The organism is Paenibacillus sp. Y930 (assembly GCF_056786375.1).
In genome coordinates this window covers 87075-105246 of the sequence record NZ_JBXCIX010000005.1, presented here as the reverse complement: position 1 = coordinate 105246, position 18172 = coordinate 87075, and the positions used below count along the sequence as shown (strand labels likewise).

Annotated in this window: 15 protein-coding genes; 8 read left to right on the top strand and 7 right to left on the bottom strand. The window is 38.7% G+C overall.

Annotated features, from left to right (window positions below; all coding sequences use genetic code 11):
• Positions 1–26: 26 nt before the first annotated feature.
• On the bottom strand, positions 27–1094 hold the full coding sequence (locus AC1TO5_RS15495; RefSeq protein ID WP_482063739.1) for an endonuclease/exonuclease/phosphatase family protein: 1068 nt from the start codon (positions 1092–1094) through the stop codon (positions 27–29).
• Between the two features lie 129 nt (positions 1095–1223).
• Between AC1TO5_RS15495 and AC1TO5_RS15490 the strand changes: the two genes are divergently transcribed.
• Positions 1224–1976, top strand: coding sequence for a hypothetical protein (locus AC1TO5_RS15490; RefSeq protein ID WP_482063738.1), 753 nt, complete (start codon positions 1224–1226; stop codon positions 1974–1976).
• Between the two features lie 85 nt (positions 1977–2061).
• Positions 2062–2529, top strand: coding sequence for a transcription elongation factor GreA (gene greA / locus AC1TO5_RS15485; RefSeq protein ID WP_482063737.1), 468 nt, complete (start codon positions 2062–2064; stop codon positions 2527–2529).
• Between the two features lie 110 nt (positions 2530–2639).
• Here the strand turns inward: greA and AC1TO5_RS15480 are convergent, their stop codons facing one another.
• Positions 2640–3644 carry a DMT family transporter gene (locus tag AC1TO5_RS15480; protein WP_482063971.1) on the bottom strand — a complete coding sequence of 335 codons (1005 nt, stop codon included), beginning with the start codon at positions 3642–3644 and terminating at the stop codon, positions 2640–2642.
• Positions 3645–3796: 152 nt separating this feature from the next.
• On the opposite strand from AC1TO5_RS15480, the gene AC1TO5_RS15475 reads away from it, so the two are divergent.
• The 5 genes from AC1TO5_RS15475 to AC1TO5_RS15455 all read left to right on the top strand — a co-directional run bounded on the left by AC1TO5_RS15475 (position 3797) and on the right by AC1TO5_RS15455 (position 10390).
• Positions 3797–4681 (top strand): LysR family transcriptional regulator, encoded by an 885-nt coding sequence (locus AC1TO5_RS15475; protein ID WP_482063736.1) that lies wholly within the window; start codon positions 3797–3799, stop codon positions 4679–4681.
• 157 nt (positions 4682–4838) lie between these two features.
• Positions 4839–6392 (top strand): PTS sugar transporter, encoded by a 1554-nt coding sequence (locus AC1TO5_RS15470; protein ID WP_482063735.1) that lies wholly within the window; start codon positions 4839–4841, stop codon positions 6390–6392.
• Between the two features lie 221 nt (positions 6393–6613).
• Positions 6614–7669 (top strand): LLM class flavin-dependent oxidoreductase, encoded by a 1056-nt coding sequence (locus AC1TO5_RS15465; RefSeq protein ID WP_482063734.1) that lies wholly within the window; start codon positions 6614–6616, stop codon positions 7667–7669.
• Positions 7670–7809: 140 nt separating this feature from the next.
• The gene (locus tag AC1TO5_RS15460; RefSeq protein ID WP_482063733.1) at positions 7810–9963 is read left to right on the top strand and encodes an ABC transporter transmembrane domain-containing protein; all 2154 of its coding nucleotides are present in this window, start codon (positions 7810–7812) and stop codon (positions 9961–9963) included.
• A gap of 121 nt (positions 9964–10084) precedes the next feature.
• Positions 10085–10390: a Dabb family protein gene (locus AC1TO5_RS15455; RefSeq protein ID WP_482063732.1), complete on the top strand. Its 306-nt coding sequence runs from the start codon at positions 10085–10087 to the stop codon at positions 10388–10390.
• 77 nt (positions 10391–10467) lie between these two features.
• On the opposite strand, the gene AC1TO5_RS15450 is transcribed toward AC1TO5_RS15455, so the two are convergent.
• The 5 genes from AC1TO5_RS15450 to AC1TO5_RS15430 form a co-directional block, all read right to left on the bottom strand.
• Complete coding sequence (locus tag AC1TO5_RS15450; RefSeq protein ID WP_482063731.1) at positions 10468–11022, bottom strand: GNAT family N-acetyltransferase; 555 nt, start codon at positions 11020–11022, stop codon at positions 10468–10470.
• Positions 11023–11171: 149 nt separating this feature from the next.
• Entirely contained in the window at positions 11172–13220 is a 2049-nt protein-coding gene (locus AC1TO5_RS15445) for a beta-galactosidase (protein ID WP_482063730.1), read from the bottom strand.
• 155 nt (positions 13221–13375) lie between these two features.
• Complete coding sequence (locus tag AC1TO5_RS15440) at positions 13376–14182, bottom strand: carbohydrate ABC transporter permease (protein ID WP_482063729.1); 807 nt, start codon at positions 14180–14182, stop codon at positions 13376–13378.
• The gene (locus tag AC1TO5_RS15435; RefSeq protein WP_482063728.1) at positions 14179–15054 is read right to left on the bottom strand and encodes a carbohydrate ABC transporter permease; all 876 of its coding nucleotides are present in this window, start codon (positions 15052–15054) and stop codon (positions 14179–14181) included. The genes AC1TO5_RS15440 and AC1TO5_RS15435 overlap by 4 nt, the downstream gene beginning before the upstream one ends.
• Before the next feature lie 24 nt (positions 15055–15078).
• On the bottom strand, positions 15079–16368 hold the full coding sequence (locus AC1TO5_RS15430) for an ABC transporter substrate-binding protein (RefSeq protein ID WP_482063727.1): 1290 nt from the start codon (positions 16366–16368) through the stop codon (positions 15079–15081).
• Between the two features lie 252 nt (positions 16369–16620).
• On the opposite strand from AC1TO5_RS15430, the gene AC1TO5_RS15425 reads away from it, so the two are divergent.
• Positions 16621–18168, top strand: a complete 1548-nt coding sequence (locus AC1TO5_RS15425) for a response regulator transcription factor (protein WP_482063726.1) — start codon at positions 16621–16623, stop codon at positions 18166–18168.
• The last annotated feature ends 4 nt before the right edge of the window (positions 18169–18172 follow it).

Below are 18172 nucleotides of genomic sequence, written 5' to 3'. Positions count from 1 at the left end.
CATGCAGATGGCTTTTTTGATGTTGTTTAGTTGGTTTTTAGCTTGAAAGTAGCAGTTACAGGATTATGATCACTATGTGCAAATTGTAAATTTTCCGTTGAAACTTTGATGACTTCAACATTCGGTGAAACTAAGAAACCATCAATTACAGCTAAGAAATTAACCCCTGCGCTATAAGGGATATCTAGCGTACGAACCGTTGGAACGTCGCTATTCACTGCCCATTGGAAGCCTTTAGGCGTGAAATCTTTCGGGAATGGCTGCAGCCAATCTGGCCATGCTTGCGTTGTAGGGAATTTGGTTGAATCCGTTCCTGGTAATGCATGATTCCAATCTCCACCAATAATTAAGTAATGTCCAGCGGCTATTTGCTGCTCAATATACTGACTAAGAAAATCTAATTGCTGTTTGCGGATCGTACCATCCTCGTCAAATGCAGACAGATGAAGATTCAATAATATTAACTCTTTTCCGTTGCTAACAGGAAGTCTCATTTCTACGAAAGCGCGATCTAGCTCGACTAACTGAACAGGCCAGCTTTCTTTACCGGGAAGATCATATCTAGTTTGCGAATCGATATGGAATTTACTAAGTGATAACAGACCGCTTTCAGCTTTACCCATTGGTTTCGTAAGCGGAATTGGCACCCAAGGTGTTTTATAATTATAGGCGAACACGCTGCTATACTCTGGCAGCTTGTCGATAAAATAATTGACCTCATTTATATGATAGGATCTCGTAGCTGCAACATCGACCTCTTGCAATAGGTAGATATCTGAATTCAATTGATTCATCGTAGCAGTAATAGCTTCCATATTACGTTCTGTTTGCGTTAAGCTGCTCGATCTTGACATTGTGCCTCCATCCATGAAAAAATCTTGGTTAGCATCTAATCCACCATAGCCAATATTGAACGTCGTTATTGAAAATGGTTTTGCGAAGTTAATCGTTTCAGATACAGGATGACGTATTAATAAGGGCTCAACAGCATTTGGTTTGTAATCCGTAAGCGTGACATATCCAAGAAATCCGCCGATAACAATAATGGCGCTACTTACAATGAACAGTACGATACGCAGAATCAATCTTTTCATAGTCACACTCCTCAAATAGTAAATGTAAAACAAACTGTTGATATTGTAGTGAATAACTGTAAAATATAACTTAACTAAGTGGCGTTCATCGATTAGATGAATCAAATTAATAAAGTGAGGATGATCTAATTGAATTGTGTAAGCTGTGGAACTACAAATTTGGAAGGTGCGGTTCATTGTCATAATTGCGGGGTGAAATTAGCTCCAGCAGAACCTGCAAATCATTCTCAGGAAGTAGCACCAGTTGCTACCAAAGATCAATTGAAGGTAGTCAAAGAATATTTCAAGTATGTATGGGTGATTCTAAAAAAACCACATATCGAAGCCTTTGCAAAAGATAAAACTCATTTATTATTCGGAGCTATTAACATTATAGCATTTGCAATATTGTTTGGGTTAACGACTTGGTTCTTAATGGACAATTTATTAGATATATTCGGTGAATCAGCTTCATTCATATCAGCATTTATCGTACCAGTCATCGGTTCGGCATTTTTCTTAGCAATTGGCGGATGTGTAGCGTTTGGATTGACTAAGCTGAATAAATTAACGACTAATTTTGTCGATGTATTGTCGCAATGGTTTGCTTATATGGCGATACCTGCAGCAATTATGCCATTAATTTTCATAACTGCATTAGTTGGCTTATCGAAATTTTCAATGGTGCTATTAGCTGTTGCATTCATTGCTGTATTTGCAAGTGCAGCGTCTATTGTGAAACATTATAAGCTAGGCGAATCGAATGTCATTGATCCTATGTATTCCACTGCAATATTCTTTGCAGTACAAGGACTTGTATTATACTTTATACTTAACCAATTCGTAGCTTCATTTATAAATGCTATCGGAAGTGGATTCGCGAATATGTTTGGTGGATGGTAGGTTATTCTTCTAATTTGCTTAATATTCGTTCTCACGGCACATTATAAGGTACAATAGGATATAGAAGCATAAAGGAGTGTACGAAATGGCAAATGAAGAAGTTGTACTTACACAAGACGGACATGATCAATTAACGGCCGAAATTGAAGAGTTAAAAGGAACGAAACGCCGTGAAATAGCAGAGCGTTTGAAGCAAGCGATTAGCTATGGTGACTTGAAAGAAAATGGTGAGTATCATGCAGCCAAAAACGATCAAGCATTTATGGAAACACGGATCAAACAAATTGAAGCGATGCTGCGTGTAGCCATTATTGCGAAAGCTGAAAGCACATCAATTGCCTCTATAGGTTCAACCGTTGTCTTATATGATCAGGAATATGATGAAAATGTTGAATATACGATCGTTGGACAGGCAGAAGCAGATGTTATTAACTTCAAAATTTCTTATGAAAGTCCACTTGGCAAAACAATTATCGGTAAAAAGGTCAACGATACTATTAAAGTTGACGCGCCAATGGGAATGATTGAATATAAGCTTTTGGAAATAAAATAATACATTGAAATAACGCTAGTCTGCACGAACTAATCATACCACAACAAAAAAGGGTCATCGATATTTACAGTAGCTGCTGCAAATATCGATGACCCTTTGTAATAACTAAATTACAGTTTAGATGTAAGCATGCGAACCGCTTTGAATAGCTGGGATCGAGAAAATCTAGCCAAAGTACGCATTGATTTGGGAATAACTTTAATCGTTATATGTTCATGTAATGTATTGTGAACTAGTGCTGCAATAATAAGTATAGTACCAATAATTTCAAATGTACTAATCGTGTAGCCTTGAATAGCTATAATAATAAACGTCGTAATTGGCACGAAATTAATAAATAGTACGCCGTGAGTGGAAGAAAGTAACTGTATCCCTTTGTTCCAGCTTAATAAAGCAACAAGTCCAGGTAATAGCACCATAAATGCCATTTCGTATTTAATAGTCGATAGTGTTGCTAGTGTAGGTATTTCTAACATTCCTGTAGCCGTTCCTGATGCGACTACAAGCAATGCTACACCATTACCAAGCAAGCAAGTTAATGTAGAATAGCGAAGAATTGACCAACCTTTAAAGCGAGAACCGCCCAATGAATAGACAACCCATCCAGTAACGGCGATAAAAATTAATAATAAAGGTAGCAGTTGATTACTATTCATGAAGAAGAAGGAAAAGTTACCTTTAGTAATGACAAGCATTGCCCCGACAAAGGCGATAACAATATTACGAGTCGTAGTTGCCGTTGGTTTTTTACGTGTACCTAGCCATACTAAGACGATTGTAATAATTGGCATCAGCACTTCCATAATAGAAGCAATAACTGTTCCGGCTTCACCCATCATCTGCTGCCCAAGAAAAATGCACATATTGTAGACGACAAATGCCATCGTTCCGAAAAAGGCTAAAGCAAGTCCACGTCCCTCAAGCTTGAACGCTTTCCGCCCTTCCTTAGCAAGCAATATGACCGTTAATAATATACTAACAATGAAATATCTAATAAATGAAAAGTAGAACGGATCGATATGCTGTAAAGCCAAATGTGCAACTGGAAACATTGCCCCCCATGAAACGCTTGCAATAAGACATAGTAATGCGCCGAACACTACATTCTTTCTAATCATCTGGTAACTCTCCATTCCAATATTTCTCTATAATGCTACTATAAAATATTTTATACACTATGTAAAATGATTGAAAGTAAACAGTTCCATCATTTATAATGATATTACTAATAGTTATCACTTTGGCATGTTACGAAAGAGGGGTCAATATGGAACTTAATGATCTAATTATATTTCAAAAGGTAGCTGAATGTGGAAGTGTAAGTAAAGCTGCGGAGCAATTGAGCTATGTACAATCCAATGTAACGGCTCGAATTAAAGTGTTAGAGAAGGAATTGCATACGCCATTGTTCAGTCGCCACAAGCGTGGGATGATTATTAACTCAGAAGGTAAACGGCTTTTGGAATATGCGAAAGAGATTACAGCGAAAGTGGAAGAAATGAAGCTGAGCTTTCTAGATCAAGATGGGGCGTCGGGGATGCTGAAGATTGGAATCGTTGAGACTGTTATTGCGCTCCCACATATTCTATCGTCATTCAACGACCAGTATCCAAATGTAGAATTATCGCTAATTGCAGGGGTTACAGATCAACTTGTTCAAGATGTCATTGATATGAAGTTAGATGGAGCTTTTGTAACAGGTCCGATTCGTCATCCGAATGTTGAGCAGTTAGCTGTTATACAAGAAAAGCTTGTCTTAGTATCTAAGCGAGACAGCTTTACGATGGATCAACTGACAACGACTCCATTTCTACTTTATCATAAAGGCTGCGGCTATCGAGGACGATTAGAAAGCTGGATGAAGGTCGAAGGCATTATTCCTCGTAAAATTATGGAGTTTGGTACGTTTGGAACGATTATCGGAAGTGTTGCAGCAGGTATTGGCGTGACTATTATTCCGCAATCTAGTGTTATAGATCTTGTCGCTAGTGAGGTTGTGGAAGAACATCAATTGCCAGATCCTTATTGCGATATTACGACGATTTTTGTATGGCGGAAGGATTCATATATTACGAATACGCTGTCACATTTTATTGATGAAATTCAACGGCATGCGTATTTACTAGAAAAAGTTAATGATAATAATGTGTGATTAATATGTTTATTATCAACATTTACAATAAATAAACAATTGAAAATGAATATTTATTAATTATATGTTGATCTCATCACCTTTCATTCTTATAATAAGTTAATACATTACTATACTAAAGTAATGTATGTCATCTAAGAATTAGGGAGTGTACTTGATGAAGGTTGCGATATTAGGTAGTAGTGGTGGTAATTTGTTCAATTTGGGTGGTCGAGACCCAGAGAAGTTGTTGGGTGAAATTCTCGTGCAATGTCAAAGCGCTGGCATTGAAGTTGCAGCAGTTCAATTTATCGCTGCGCAGGAGTCAATGGATGTAGCGAAGGGTAAAACATTAGCATCTCTATATAGCTGGAACATCGCGGAGCAAACATTCGTGAAAGGCCAACAAAATAATTTAGCTACTATTAATGATCAAGCGAAATCAGCCGACGAAGCGATTGCAGCGCTTATAGATAAAAAAGAAGTTGATGGCATCATTATTATGAGCGGTGATCCTGGAGGAACGAATAATGCGGCAATAACAGCAGCGGCTAAGTTCAAATTGCCGATTGTAGGTACAGGTGGAACGTCGATGGCAATGATTAGTACGAAAGGTGCTAACGTGATCGCTACATCTGGTACGACCGGGACAACGAACCGGACAAGAGCAGTTTCCTTCGTCACTTCATTAAGTAAACAATGGAATATTAAATATATGCCTGTGCTTGGCCATCAAGGCAATAATGGTCAAGGCTCTTCTATAAGTGTATGGAAACGAATTAACTTCAAGGGAATTATGCAAGCCTCTTTACCAGGATTTATTGCAATGGCCATTGTACTGGCTTTGAGTAAAATTCCTGCTTTAGCAGTTATGAGTGATGTGTTTAACGTTATTATTGGTGCATTGCCTATATTAATTGCAGTAATTGCAGCGAAGCAAGTGTCAGAGCTAGATGAGGTTTCGATTGTAGCTGGTGTAATTGCAGGTATACTATCGACTGAAGGCGGCATTATCGGCGGTATGATTGGTGGTATTCTTGCCGGTATATTCGTCCAATGGCTGTTTACCAAATGCGTTCAGTGGCGCTTCCCGATGACAACAGTCAATATTGTTGCTGGCGGTGTCTCGGGTCTTGTTGCAGGTCTACTTATGTACTTCCTTGTATCCCCAATTGCGCTACAGCTTGGTGAATGGGTGAAAATTCTCATTAATGCAGCTATTGACTTCAATCCGATATTAGCAGGTATATTAGCAGGCTTATTGATCTGGCCAGCAATTTTAGCAGGTGTATATCATGCAGCTATTTTACCTATCGTATTACTTGAGATGGAGACAACAGGAAACAGCTTCCTTGGAGCTGTAGATATGGTTGGTCTAGTGATGGTTTCTGCTGGTATTACATTAGCTAACATTATTAGTCCGCGTGACAAAGGAGAAGCAGCGGTTGCAACACCAGGCTTCTTAATTAATATGGGCTTTGGAACATTCGTTGAGGCGGCGTATCCGTTCATGTTCTCTAATAAAATCGTCTTTGCAGGCGCAATTATTGCTTCTGGTATCGGTGGTGGTCTAGTTGGTTTGTTCGCTATTCGTGGTACAGCGTATGTTCCATCCTTTGCGGCTCCATTCTTGTCTGATAATCCATTAGGCTTTGCCATCGCGATGATTGTATCCTTACTCATTGCTTTCGCGATAACGATAGTTGCCAATAGGACTACAAGAGCAAAATAATCAATTCATTCTTATATAGAAGCTATGAAGTAGCTGATGTGAATAGGTGATACACCTTAAGCGAAGTTACTTCATAGCTTTTTAATGTATATACACGTTAAAAACTAAAGTTACTTGCAAATTTAAGGTGTTTTAGGCACAATATAAGTAAGTATATGCAAATTTCCACGAAGTGGGCAAAATAACGTGAGCGAGCTAGATAGTTTAGGAGGGAAATTGAGATGGAATTAGGTATTTCGACGTTTGTAGAATGTAATCCCGATCCGCAGACTGGGGAGCTTATTAGTCATGCTGAGCGTATTCGTCAAGTTGTAGAAGAAATCGTATTGGCCGATCAGGTTGGATTGGATGTATATGGGGTAGGAGAACACCATCGCGCGGATTATGCGGCATCTTCGCCTGCAACAATACTTGCTGCGGGAGCGGCAAGAACGAAAAACATTCGACTGACAAGTGCGGTGACCGTACTATCTTCGGATGATCCTGTTCGCGTATATCAACAATTTGCTACTGTTGATGCGATTTCTAATGGTCGTGCTGAAATTATGGCAGGCAGAGGTTCGTTTATTGAATCATTCCCGTTATTCGGCTATGACTTAGAGGATTATGATGAACTGTTTGATGAAAAATTAGACTTGTTACTTCATCTTACGAAGTCGGAAGAAATCAATTGGAAGGGGAAGCATCGCCCGTCTATCAATGCTAAAGGAATCTACCCGCGTCCTGTTCAAGATCCACTACCCGTATGGATTGGCAGTGGTGGCAATCAACAATCAGTCATTAGAGCTGGTTATCTAGGTTTACCTCTTGTGCTAGCTATTATCGGCGGTAGCCCGTACAACTTCGCACCGCTAGTTGAATTATACAAACAGGCCGCTACAAGATCAGGACATGACATTAGTAAACTACCGATCGCTTCACATTCCCATGGCTTTATTGCCGATACAACGGAACTTGCAGTGGAGCAATTCTTCCCGCCAGCGCAAGCGGTTATGAACATCCTTGGTCGAGAAAGAGGATGGAGTCCTTATACGAAGCAAGCATTTGATCATGCACGTAGTATTGAAGGAGCGCTATATGTCGGCGATTCACAATATGTTGCGCAGAAAATTATCAATCTACGTAAGCATGTAGGTATTACACGCTTTATGCTGCATATGCCATTAGGTACGATGCCACATGATCAAGTCATGCACGGTATTGAGCTGTTTGGCAAGGAAGTTGCACCGATCGTGCGTGAAGAAGTAGCGAAATGGGAGAAGGAACAAGGAATATAATAAAATAATTTTGGGGAAATCCGATATGTCGATGATATATCGGATTTTTTGTATATATCAATAATTCAGATAATAATCTGTTCTATAGAAATTAATGGTATAATTTATGAATAAAACGAATCAGGAATGAGGATTTTCTGTTGCTATACGTTCTGAAATCATTGAAGAAGTATTTATTGAGTCATAAGCTACTACTATGTTTTGTTGTGCTTGCACTCGTATTTGAATTAGCGTTCGAATATTTTACATCGCTGAGTATGAAATATTTGATTGATGAAGCGATATTACCGAAAAATATTACTGTGTTTTTCATTGTGTTAATTATATTTGTTGTAGGAGGCTTGCTCAATCTTATTATTGGTGTAGGTGGAGACTATTCACTAGCGAAATTAAATGAAAAAACATTGCTTGGATTGCGTAGTGATGTGTATAAGCAGCTTCAAACGCTATCTTCTAAAGCTTACCAAAAATATCGTAGTGGCGATTTATTGTCTCGCTTTACGCTTGATGCTCCAGCTATCGAATATGCATTGCAGCAAATTTTTATTATCGGATTATACTCATTTATGAGCGCTATTGTTGGCGTAGCGTTGATGATTACAATTTCATGGAAATTAACAATTGTTGCTGTAGTAGGATCATTACTTGTCATCATGCCACAAGCACTGCTGAGTAAACGTGCGAAAAGATACAATCAAAGCTATGTAGATGGTATGGAGCAATTTTCTAATCATATAGAAGAGGAAGTAAAGGGATTTCGTACGATACAAGCATTCAACTTAAAACGAAGCTTTGAGCAACGCTTTGATAAACAGATGGGCTTGCTCTATTCGTTTGGCGTAAAGAGAAGTTTTATCAATTCGAATTTGGAACGATTACCTGTCCTGATCTTAACGATTGTCAATGTTGCGGTATTAGCAATCGGCGGTTATTTTACGTTTCAAGAACAGATGTCGATTGGAGATTTCACAGCGTTTAACTCTATTTTTCTTACATTTAACTATGGTATAACAGCTTTCATGCGAATCATTCCAGCATTTATCGAGGGCGAAGTGGGTATGAAGCGGGTGAATGAAATTTTAGAGTTGCAGCAGGAAATTGTGGAAGTGGAGCAGCCACTCATCTTATCGAATAAAGGAGCAACTATTGAATTCAAAAATGTTAGCTTCGGATATGATGATCATGAAAAGATTTTGAACCGTATTTCGCTGCTTATTAAGGATGGGCAGTATGTAGCGATCGTTGGGACAAGCGGCTCAGGAAAGAGTACATTAGTCCAATTACTGCTACGCTTTCATCAGGCACAAGAAGGTAGTATTATGATCCAATCACATCAGCTGGAGCAAGTTGAATTAGAGAGCTTGTTCCGTACGATTGGTGTTGTCTTTCAAGAGCCTTATCTGTTCAACACGACATTGCACAATAACTTATTGCTAGGTAATGCCGATGCTACTTCTGAAGAAATTGCACAAGCACTAGATATGGCTGGATTAAGTGAACTGATCGTTAATCTGCCTCAAGGGCTGGACACTATCATTGTTAATGAAGGACACAATTTCTCAGCAGGAGAAAGACAACGGATCGCCATAGCACAGACGGTTTTGCGTAATCCGCACATCTTTATTGCAGATGATATTACGGCGGCACTTGATCCTGCGGCGGAAGCTATTATTAATCAATGTCTAGTCAAATTAAGTCGTAATCGGACGCTTATTCACATTACGCATCGCCTTCATACGATAACGGATGCAGATTACATCTATGTCCTTGATAAAGGGCAACTAGTAGGTTCGGGCAAGCACGATGATTTACTAGTTACATGCGCTCATTATGAGCAAATGTGGACGAGACAGCAAGGCTTCCAATGGAGCCAAGATGGACAGCAAGTACATATTGCGACTGACAGGCTGAAGCAGCTACCGTTCTTTGCTGAGGTGGAAGCTGAAGCGCTACAGCATCTTGCAACGTATTTCTTAACGGAGAAGCGGGTAGCTGGTGAAACGATTATTCGTGAAGGTGAAAAGGGCAATACATTTTATATTATTGTGCGTGGGAAAGTAATGATTACGAAAAATAATACTGATGGTTCAATAACGACGGTTGCTAGTCTTGAAGACGGCGAATACTTTGGTGAAATTGCACTGCTACGTCAAATTCCACGTACAGCCAACGTTATTGCAACAACAGATTCTGTACTGCTAACATTAACAGCTCAGCAACTTATGCCGCTGATGGAGACATATCCTTATATGCGCGAGCAGCTAGAGGCTGTCATCGTGCATCGGATGAAATAAGGTTGAGATTTATAGGGTAAGAATCAAATGCTTTCATCAAATGATACTAGGTTGGTTTATAACGATGGAATATGTAGTACACTTATTGTTAAACGAAGCAATCATAAAGGAGCGTATTCTAATGGCAGATCATCGGATTATTCACTCTGTAATTTTTACACTTAAACATGTAGCAGGATCAAGTGAGGAGCAAGCATTTTTGGAGGATGGACGAGCAATTCTAAGTTCTATTCCAACGGTTCAACAGTTCAAAGTATTTGATCAAGTAAGTCCGAAAAATGACTACCGATTTGGCTTCAGCATGCTGTTCGAGGATGAGCAGGCTTATACAGCCTATAATGAACATCCGCTTCATGTTGCATTTGTAAGCGAACGCTGGGAGAAAGAAGTTACACAGTTTTCGGAGATTGATTATCGCGAGCGGTAGGATGAAGTTTAATGTGAGGATAAGAAAGGAGATGAACCATTGGGGTTCATCTCTTTTTGTTGATAAAATATAGCAAGCTATACATGCTTCACCATATGCCAAAACGGCTTGTGCTGGAGCGTGATTTGTTTGTCGGCAGTATAGCCTTTACGCTTATATACTTCTTCGGCCGCCGTATTATCGAAATCTACGTTTAAGCCGACCTTATGCACACCGTCAGCTACCGCTTTCTGCTGGCTATATTCCATTAAGCGTGAAGCGATACCGCGACCTTGATACGATGGATGAACGGCTATTGCATCGATGTAATATTCATCAGCATCTGCTTCAGGCTCTAGCGCTACTTTTTTATGTGTACGCTGCTCTAACCATGTCTCAATCGGAGTATATAATGCAGCCATGTCTTTGCCGTAGTAGCATAGAATCATCCCGGCAATCTGTCCATCAATCTCTTCAACCATAACTAATACGGAGCTAAAGCGATTACCAGGAGTACAGTAATATTCTGTTAATATTTTGGCAGCGGCATCTTCATCATGTTCTCCTGTGAATGGGATCGTTAGATCATGAATCGCTGAAATAATTAAAGAAATAACTTGAGACGCATCTTCTAACTGTGCTTGTCTAATCATATTGGTGGACTCCTTAAACTATTTTTATTAACTTCAGGATTCAGGATAAGGAAAAAGCTTCGATCAACGTTATTTCGTTGATCGAAGCTTTATATTACCACAAAATAAACGCGGTTGTTCATCCTTAAGTTGCCTCGATAGAGGTTTTCTTATTTTTCAATAGAAACAATAATCATTTCATATGGAGCAAGTGTCCATTGTTGTTCTGCTGCTTCTGCACGAGATCGAGTTACAAAGCTATAACGCGCATCTAATGGAGGAATTGGCTTCGCTTCGTTGGAGAAGTTATGAATGAATACATACTTTGTCGATTCATTTTCACGAGCAACAGCATACACTGCATTTGGCAATTGTACATCAAGCGCAGTTGCCAGATCAAGTTTGCTAGCTATATCATGATAGAAATCATCATAGAAGGAATCTTCGAAATGACTGCCGATATGATAAGCTTCACCATTGCCGAATTGATTACGAGTGACGACAGCACGACCTGCATAGAAGTCATCTTGATACGTCATAATCGCTTGGGCACCTTGCAAATTAACGATGTCACAAAGCATAGAACAGCTATAGCTGCCTTGTAGTTTACCTGCAGCAAGGGATTTCTTAACTTGACCATAGTTCAGTTCATGATCATATAAGCCGTCAATTTCTTCGCTATATAGACCAAGAACATCGGTTAAGTCATGAGGACCATCACCCATGAACATTAGATCGTTTTCGTTAATGACGCCGCTCCAATACGTTGTAATGAGTGTGCCGCCATTTTCAACAAAAGCGCGCATCTTTTTCTCAAATCCAGCACGAAGCATATAAAGCATCGGTGCAACAACAACTTTATATTCATTAATTTCGCATTCCATATCAACAAAATCAACAGAAATACCTTGTTTCGTAAATGCACGGTAGTGAGCTTGTACTTCTTCGATGTAGCCCATATCTTTGTTACGAGGACCTTGAGAATCCTCAACTGCCCATTTGTTCTCCCAGTCATATACGATCGCAACTTCGGCATTCGTATTCGTAGCAGCAACATCAGACAAGCCAGATAGCAAATATCCTAGATGTGAAACTTCTTTGAATACTCGTGCATCAGAGCGATCATTATGGGCAACAACAGCACCATGTAGCTTCTCGCTAGAACCACGACTTTTTCTCCATTGGAAATATTGAACGGAATTGGAGCCGTGAGCGATTGCTTGTAGGGAAGACAATAGATGCATACCAGGCTTTTTCAACTTAGATACGCTTTGCCAGTTCGTGCTTGATGGTGTACTTTCCATCAATAGGAACGGTTGTTTTTTGATAGAGCGCATGAGATCATGCATCATCGCTGTATCTAGACCAACAGAGATATCATCCTTCTTATGCCATAATGGATAGCTATCCCATGATACGATATCTACATCATTTTTGAATTTAAAGTAATTTAGACCATCAAAGTAGTACATAAAGTTTGTTGTTATTGGAAGATCGGGATTGAACGGTTTCACAGCTGCAACTTCATGATTCATGAAGTTTTGAGTCTGATCAGAAACGAAACGTTTCCAGTCAAGATTCATCCCATGAATCGCATTTTCACCATGTGGGGCAGGAGATTCTACTTGCGACCAATCGTCGTACGTATGGCTCCAGAATGTTGTCCACCATTGCATATTAAGCTCTTCAATCGTACCGTATTTATTTTTCAGCCAACCGCGAAATGCATCCTGGCAATAATCACAATGGCATTCACCGCCATATTCATTAGAAAGATGCCATAGCTTTACAGCTGGGTGATGCGCATAACGTTCAGCAAGTTTTTGGTTAATAATTGTAATCTTTTCACGATATGCAGGTGAAGTATAGCAATGGTTGTGACGAGCTCCGAATAGGTTACGTTGGCGATTAGCGCCTACACGTAACACTTCAGGATATTTCTCTGCTAGCCAATTCGGACGAGCGCCTGATGGCGTAGAAAGAAAGATGTTAATACCATTGTTATATAAATTATTAATAACGCTATCCATCCATTCAAAATCAAAAACGCCTTCTTGTGGCTCAAGCTTTGCCCAAGAGAACATACCGATCGACATAATATTGCTGCCGGACGTTTTCATATACTCGATGTCTCTAGCTAATATTTCTGGATCATGAAGCCATTGCTCCGGATTATAATCTGCTCCGTGAAGCAATTTATCTGAGAATAATTGTTTCATTAATATATCCCCTTAAACTTTTTATAGTCCTCCTGATATACTTCTTGAAAGTAAAAAGTATATCGGAAGCATAATCCCTCAAACTTTTTTTTATAGATTAGGCTATACTCGATAATCGTTAAGAATATCGAGTATAGCCTAATGGTAGATAATGATTACTTAACTGAACCAAGCATACCTTGTACAAACTGTTTTTGCAGTAAGAAGAAGATAATAACGGTAGGTATTGTAGTAATTATAATTGCCACCATAATAATACCATAGTCTGGATTATAAGACGATGCCAATGACGATACAACAAGTGGTAATGTTTTTTTCTCTGTCGATTGCAGGGCGATCAATGGCCATAGGAAGTTATTCCAGTTTGCCATGAATGTAATGATAGCCGCTGCTGCATAAGTTGGTTTCATAGTCGGGACATAGATATGTGTGAATAGTTTCAACTCATTCAATCCATCAACCCGGCCAGCCTGAAGTAATTCACGTGGGAATGACTTCGTATTTTGCAGGAAGAAGAAGATCATGAACGCAGTAGTCATACCAGGTAGAATAACTGCTGTCGCAGAGTCCAATAATCCCCAAGAACTGAATAACTTGAACAATGGGATCATAATTGCCGCGAAAGGCATCATCATCGATAACATTAGTAAACCAAATAGACGATCTGTACCTTTCGTGCGATAGACTTCAAAACCATAACCTGCCATAGAACAAAGAACTAAAGTTAATGCTGTAGAAACAAGTGCAATTACCAAAGAGTTCGTAAATGCAGTAGCAACATCTGCTTGATCAAATAATTTAGTAACGTTATTCATAAATTCAGAACCAAAGCTGAACTTACCTTTAACGATATCGCTTGATGTATTTGTCATACCAATAATCATCCATGCGAAGGGAAATAACGAAATGAATGAAGCGATAATAAGAAATGTATGTTTACCGATAGCACCTAAATGTCTCATTTCTTCTCACCTCCGACTTTCAATTGTAGAAGAGCAAGCACTGCAACGATAAATACAATGGCATAAGATACAGTAGCTGCATACCCGAAGTTAGGAGTATATACAAATGATAAGTTGTAAATGTAATGCGAAATTGTCATCGTTGAGTTACCAGGTCCACCATTTGTAATATTTACAACCTCATCGAACAATTGCAATGTACCGTTCGTGGAGATGATCGCTGTAAATAAAATAATTGGTTTAAGCATTGGAATGGTAATAGACACGAATTGACGGAATTTAGATGCGCCATCAATCGATGCCGCTTCATATACGCTTGGATCAACGTTTTGCATAGCTGACAGATAGAAGATCATGTTATAACCTGTCCAACGCCAAGTAATAGCTAATATTATGACCACACGAGCCCAGACAGGATCCATCAACCATGCTACAGGCTCACTGATAATATGCAAATTTAATAACATTTGATTGAAGATACCATCTACCGCAAACATACTTTTGAATAGAATGGAGTAAGATACTAAAGCTGTTACGCAAGGCAAGAAAATTGCTGTACGGTAAAAACCTTTTAACTTCAATTTAGGTGAATTTAACAAATGGGCAATAACTAAGCCCAGTAAAAGCATTATAGGTACTTGAATAACTAAATATAAAAGCGTATTAAATAAAGCTTGTCTGAACATGGGATCCGAGAATAGGCGAGTGTAGTTACCTAAACCGACAAATTGCGACACATTACCTTTGCCTGATTCGAATGACAGGAAAAAGGATTGAATCATTGGATAAAAACTGAACAATAAAATTAATGCGGATGGCAGTAATACAAACTGCCATCCGATTAGAGAGGATTTATTGAACTTGCCCCTCATGAATACCACCCGCTAACTTATAGATTATTGTACTTGTTGTTCAAATAGCTTTTGAATGCTAGTTAGGCTTTTTTCAAGATCTGAACCGTTCAAAATGTTCGGAAGCTCATTTTTCAAAGCATCTTTAGCTTCTTGAGTGTACATACCTAAAGTAATACCAGGAACTTCTGTAGACCATGCTGTGAAATCAGAATAGATTGCTTGGTTACCGAAGAACTCAGAAGTCGTTTGGTAAGCTTCACTAGAGAATGAAGGGATATAAGAACCAACACCACCAGCTTCAGTTAAGAAACGTTCGTAGAATTCACTGCTACCACCAATTGTTGCGCCAAGGAATTGCTTAGCAAGATCTTTGTTTGCTGATTTTTCAAGTACGAACCAGCTAGAACCGCCTTCGTTAGAAGCATTTACGCCACCTTCGATGTCAAGACGAGGAGTAGGCGCTACAGCCCAAAGACCATTTTGATCAGCTGCATCCATAATAGAAGCGACTTGCCATACACCAGATACTACAGTTGCAACGTCACCAGCGTTGAAGCTACCAACGAATTCACTCCAACCAGTTACAGGCTTAGCAATACCAGAATCAGCGATTGCTTTATATACGCGAAGTGTTTCAGTCATCACTGGGTTATTTACAAAATTACCAGTATTTTCCGGAGTGATATACCAGCTACCACCAGATTGAAGAAGGATAGAAGTCCAAGCTTCATCGTTCGGGTTAATTGTAGACATGTATTTGCCTGTTTTTTCTTTTACAACTTTACCAATCTCAATATATTCATTCCATGTGATGTTTTCTAGATCTGCTGCAGAGTAACCAGCTTCAGCTAGAATATCTGTACGGTAGAACATACCCGTAACACCGATATCGAATGGAACACCGTAAACTTTTTCATCAATGGTTAACGCATCAACTTTATATTGAGAAAATTGAGTGAAGTCAACATCGTTTGTGAAATCTGTGAACGTTCCAGGGTACGAATTAACATATTTTTGAATGTTAGGATCATTTACAAGAATAATGTCAGGAAGACCATTAGTAACACCAGCAGCTAAGTTAGTGTTTAATTTTTGCTCAAGGTCAGCTTTCGCCATATCGATTACTTCTAATTCAAATTCAGGATTTTCTTTTTTGAAAATTTCTTCTGCAATTTTTAGTGCTTTACCATTAAAGGAAGGATCCCATGCCCAAGCTACTACCTTTTGTTTGTCCGAAGTAGTGTTATTTGGTTCATTGTTTGAGCTACCACAAGCAGCTAGTAGACCAGTCATTAATGCTGTAAGAAGTAAAACTGTAAGTGCTTTCTTCAATTATTACAACCCCTTGTCTATGTTTTGTGTGTACAAGCTTAGTTTATAAAAAATAAGACTAGCTGTATAATAAGTATTTTGTCTTAAGCTGGAACAAATTATAGATGATTAAGTATTAGTAAAGAGTTAGTAGTATAAATTTTGTATGATAGTAAATTATTTAGAGTGCTTTTCGCGCGAAGATAGTGAATACTTGCTATAGTGACTTGTTATATGATAAAAAGGTGTAATTGAAGAAATGAAGGGGTGATAATGATGACATCCTATCGAGTAATGATCGTAGATGATGAAGCGATATTTAGGACGGGCTTAACCCATCTCCATGATTGGGGTAAGGAAGGGATAGAAGTTGTTGCGCAAGCAGCAAACGGAGTGGAAGCTTTAGAGTTAGTTGATAAAGTACATCCGCATGTTGTTATTACAGATATTATGATGCCGGTTATGGATGGTATCGATCTCGTGAAAAATTTGCGTAAACATCATCCAGCCATCAAAATTATTATTTTAAGCAGCTACAGTGAATTCGAGCTTGTGCGGGAAGTATTCAAGTATGGTGTTGACGACTATCTATTGAAGCCAAAGGTAACGGCAGAGGAATTAGTTACGATCATTCACAACTCCTGCGAGCCAAGTGCGATGAAGCGTGAGCAGATTATTCCACTACTGAAAGAACCGGCCATTATAATTGGGCAGTGGTTTGAACAGGAGGATCAGCTTTCAGCAGAAGATAAGCAGCAGTTGAGTAGTTATTTACCGGGCAGTCAATTTACGATGCTTGTAACGAGTACGGCTGTGTTACAATCACTAACTAATAATAGTCAATATGAGCTTGAACAATTTATTTTGGATAAATGCTATGAGCAATTTCATGACGTTTCCTATGTGTCGATATTCACAAAGCACCATATTACGCTCATTATTAATTATGAGCCTGAGGAAGAATTGGATTTGAAATCATTAATGATTCAATTCGTGAAAAAGGTGCATGAACGTTATTCCGAGTTGAAATTTCTACATTCGAATACCGTTGCTTCGATTGATTTATTGAAAGAGAAATATATATTGCTGCAGGAGCTACTGAGTAAAGTCATCTATTTCAGCTCGCGTAGTATGATGCTAGAAAATGAAATTAAGCAAAATCAGGCGGAAGTAGCTTTTGAACATGAAGCCTTTGTTAATGCACTGAAATGGTTAACGTTCAGCCAAGCGAAAGAGCAGCTTGACCAATATTTTAACGAAGTGAAAAAGACGCAAGCATTAGATGAGTATTCGTTGAAACGGTTTATCCAACATATTATTTATACGGTGATGAGTAATCTAGAACATCTGAAATTACCATTTACTGAGCAAAGTTCAGAAAAGCTTATATGGTTCAAAAAGATTGATCTAGCAACGACAATCGATGAACTTGAGCAAACGATGACGCTATTTATGGGGATGGTACAAGATCAGTTCAACGAACATAATGAGCATAATGAAGTGAATTTGCTTAATCAAATTATTGATTATATCCATGATAATTATGATCAAGATATTTCTTTATCTGAGTTGGCGGAAAAATTTCATATGAATTATAGTTATTTATCATGGTATTTCAAACATCGTACGAACGAGAATATGACGGCTTATATTAATAAATTGCGAATTGAGAAGGCAAAGGAATTACTGAAATATAATGAAGATACAATCTCACACATCAGTATGAAAATCGGTTTCTCTGAACATAATTATTTCTCCAAAGTGTTCAAGAAGTTTACAGGGATGACACCTGTAGAATACCGTAATACCCATTCTAAATAAAGGT

What these genes read in the sequence shown, in the direction of transcription:
- AC1TO5_RS15445 (WP_482063730.1), bottom strand. Translation starts at nt 13,220, where the DNA reads ATGAAACAATTATTCTCAGATAAATTGCTTCACGGAGCAGATTATAAT.
- AC1TO5_RS15475 (WP_482063736.1), top strand. Translation starts at nt 3,797, where the DNA reads ATGGAACTTAATGATCTAATTATATTTCAAAAGGTAGCTGAATGTGGA.
- AC1TO5_RS15425 (WP_482063726.1), top strand. Translation starts at nt 16,621, where the DNA reads ATGATGACATCCTATCGAGTAATGATCGTAGATGATGAAGCGATATTT.
- AC1TO5_RS15450 (WP_482063731.1), bottom strand. Translation starts at nt 11,022, where the DNA reads ATGATTAGACAAGCACAGTTAGAAGATGCGTCTCAAGTTATTTCTTTA.
- AC1TO5_RS15435 (WP_482063728.1), bottom strand. Translation starts at nt 15,054, where the DNA reads ATGAGGGGCAAGTTCAATAAATCCTCTCTAATCGGATGGCAGTTTGTA.
- greA (WP_482063737.1), top strand. Translation starts at nt 2,062, where the DNA reads ATGGCAAATGAAGAAGTTGTACTTACACAAGACGGACATGATCAATTA.
- AC1TO5_RS15455 (WP_482063732.1), top strand. Translation starts at nt 10,085, where the DNA reads ATGGCAGATCATCGGATTATTCACTCTGTAATTTTTACACTTAAACAT.
- AC1TO5_RS15440 (WP_482063729.1), bottom strand. Translation starts at nt 14,182, where the DNA reads ATGAGACATTTAGGTGCTATCGGTAAACATACATTTCTTATTATCGCT.
- AC1TO5_RS15465 (WP_482063734.1), top strand. Translation starts at nt 6,614, where the DNA reads ATGGAATTAGGTATTTCGACGTTTGTAGAATGTAATCCCGATCCGCAG.
- AC1TO5_RS15495 (WP_482063739.1), bottom strand. Translation starts at nt 1,094, where the DNA reads ATGAAAAGATTGATTCTGCGTATCGTACTGTTCATTGTAAGTAGCGCC.
- AC1TO5_RS15470 (WP_482063735.1), top strand. Translation starts at nt 4,839, where the DNA reads ATGAAGGTTGCGATATTAGGTAGTAGTGGTGGTAATTTGTTCAATTTG.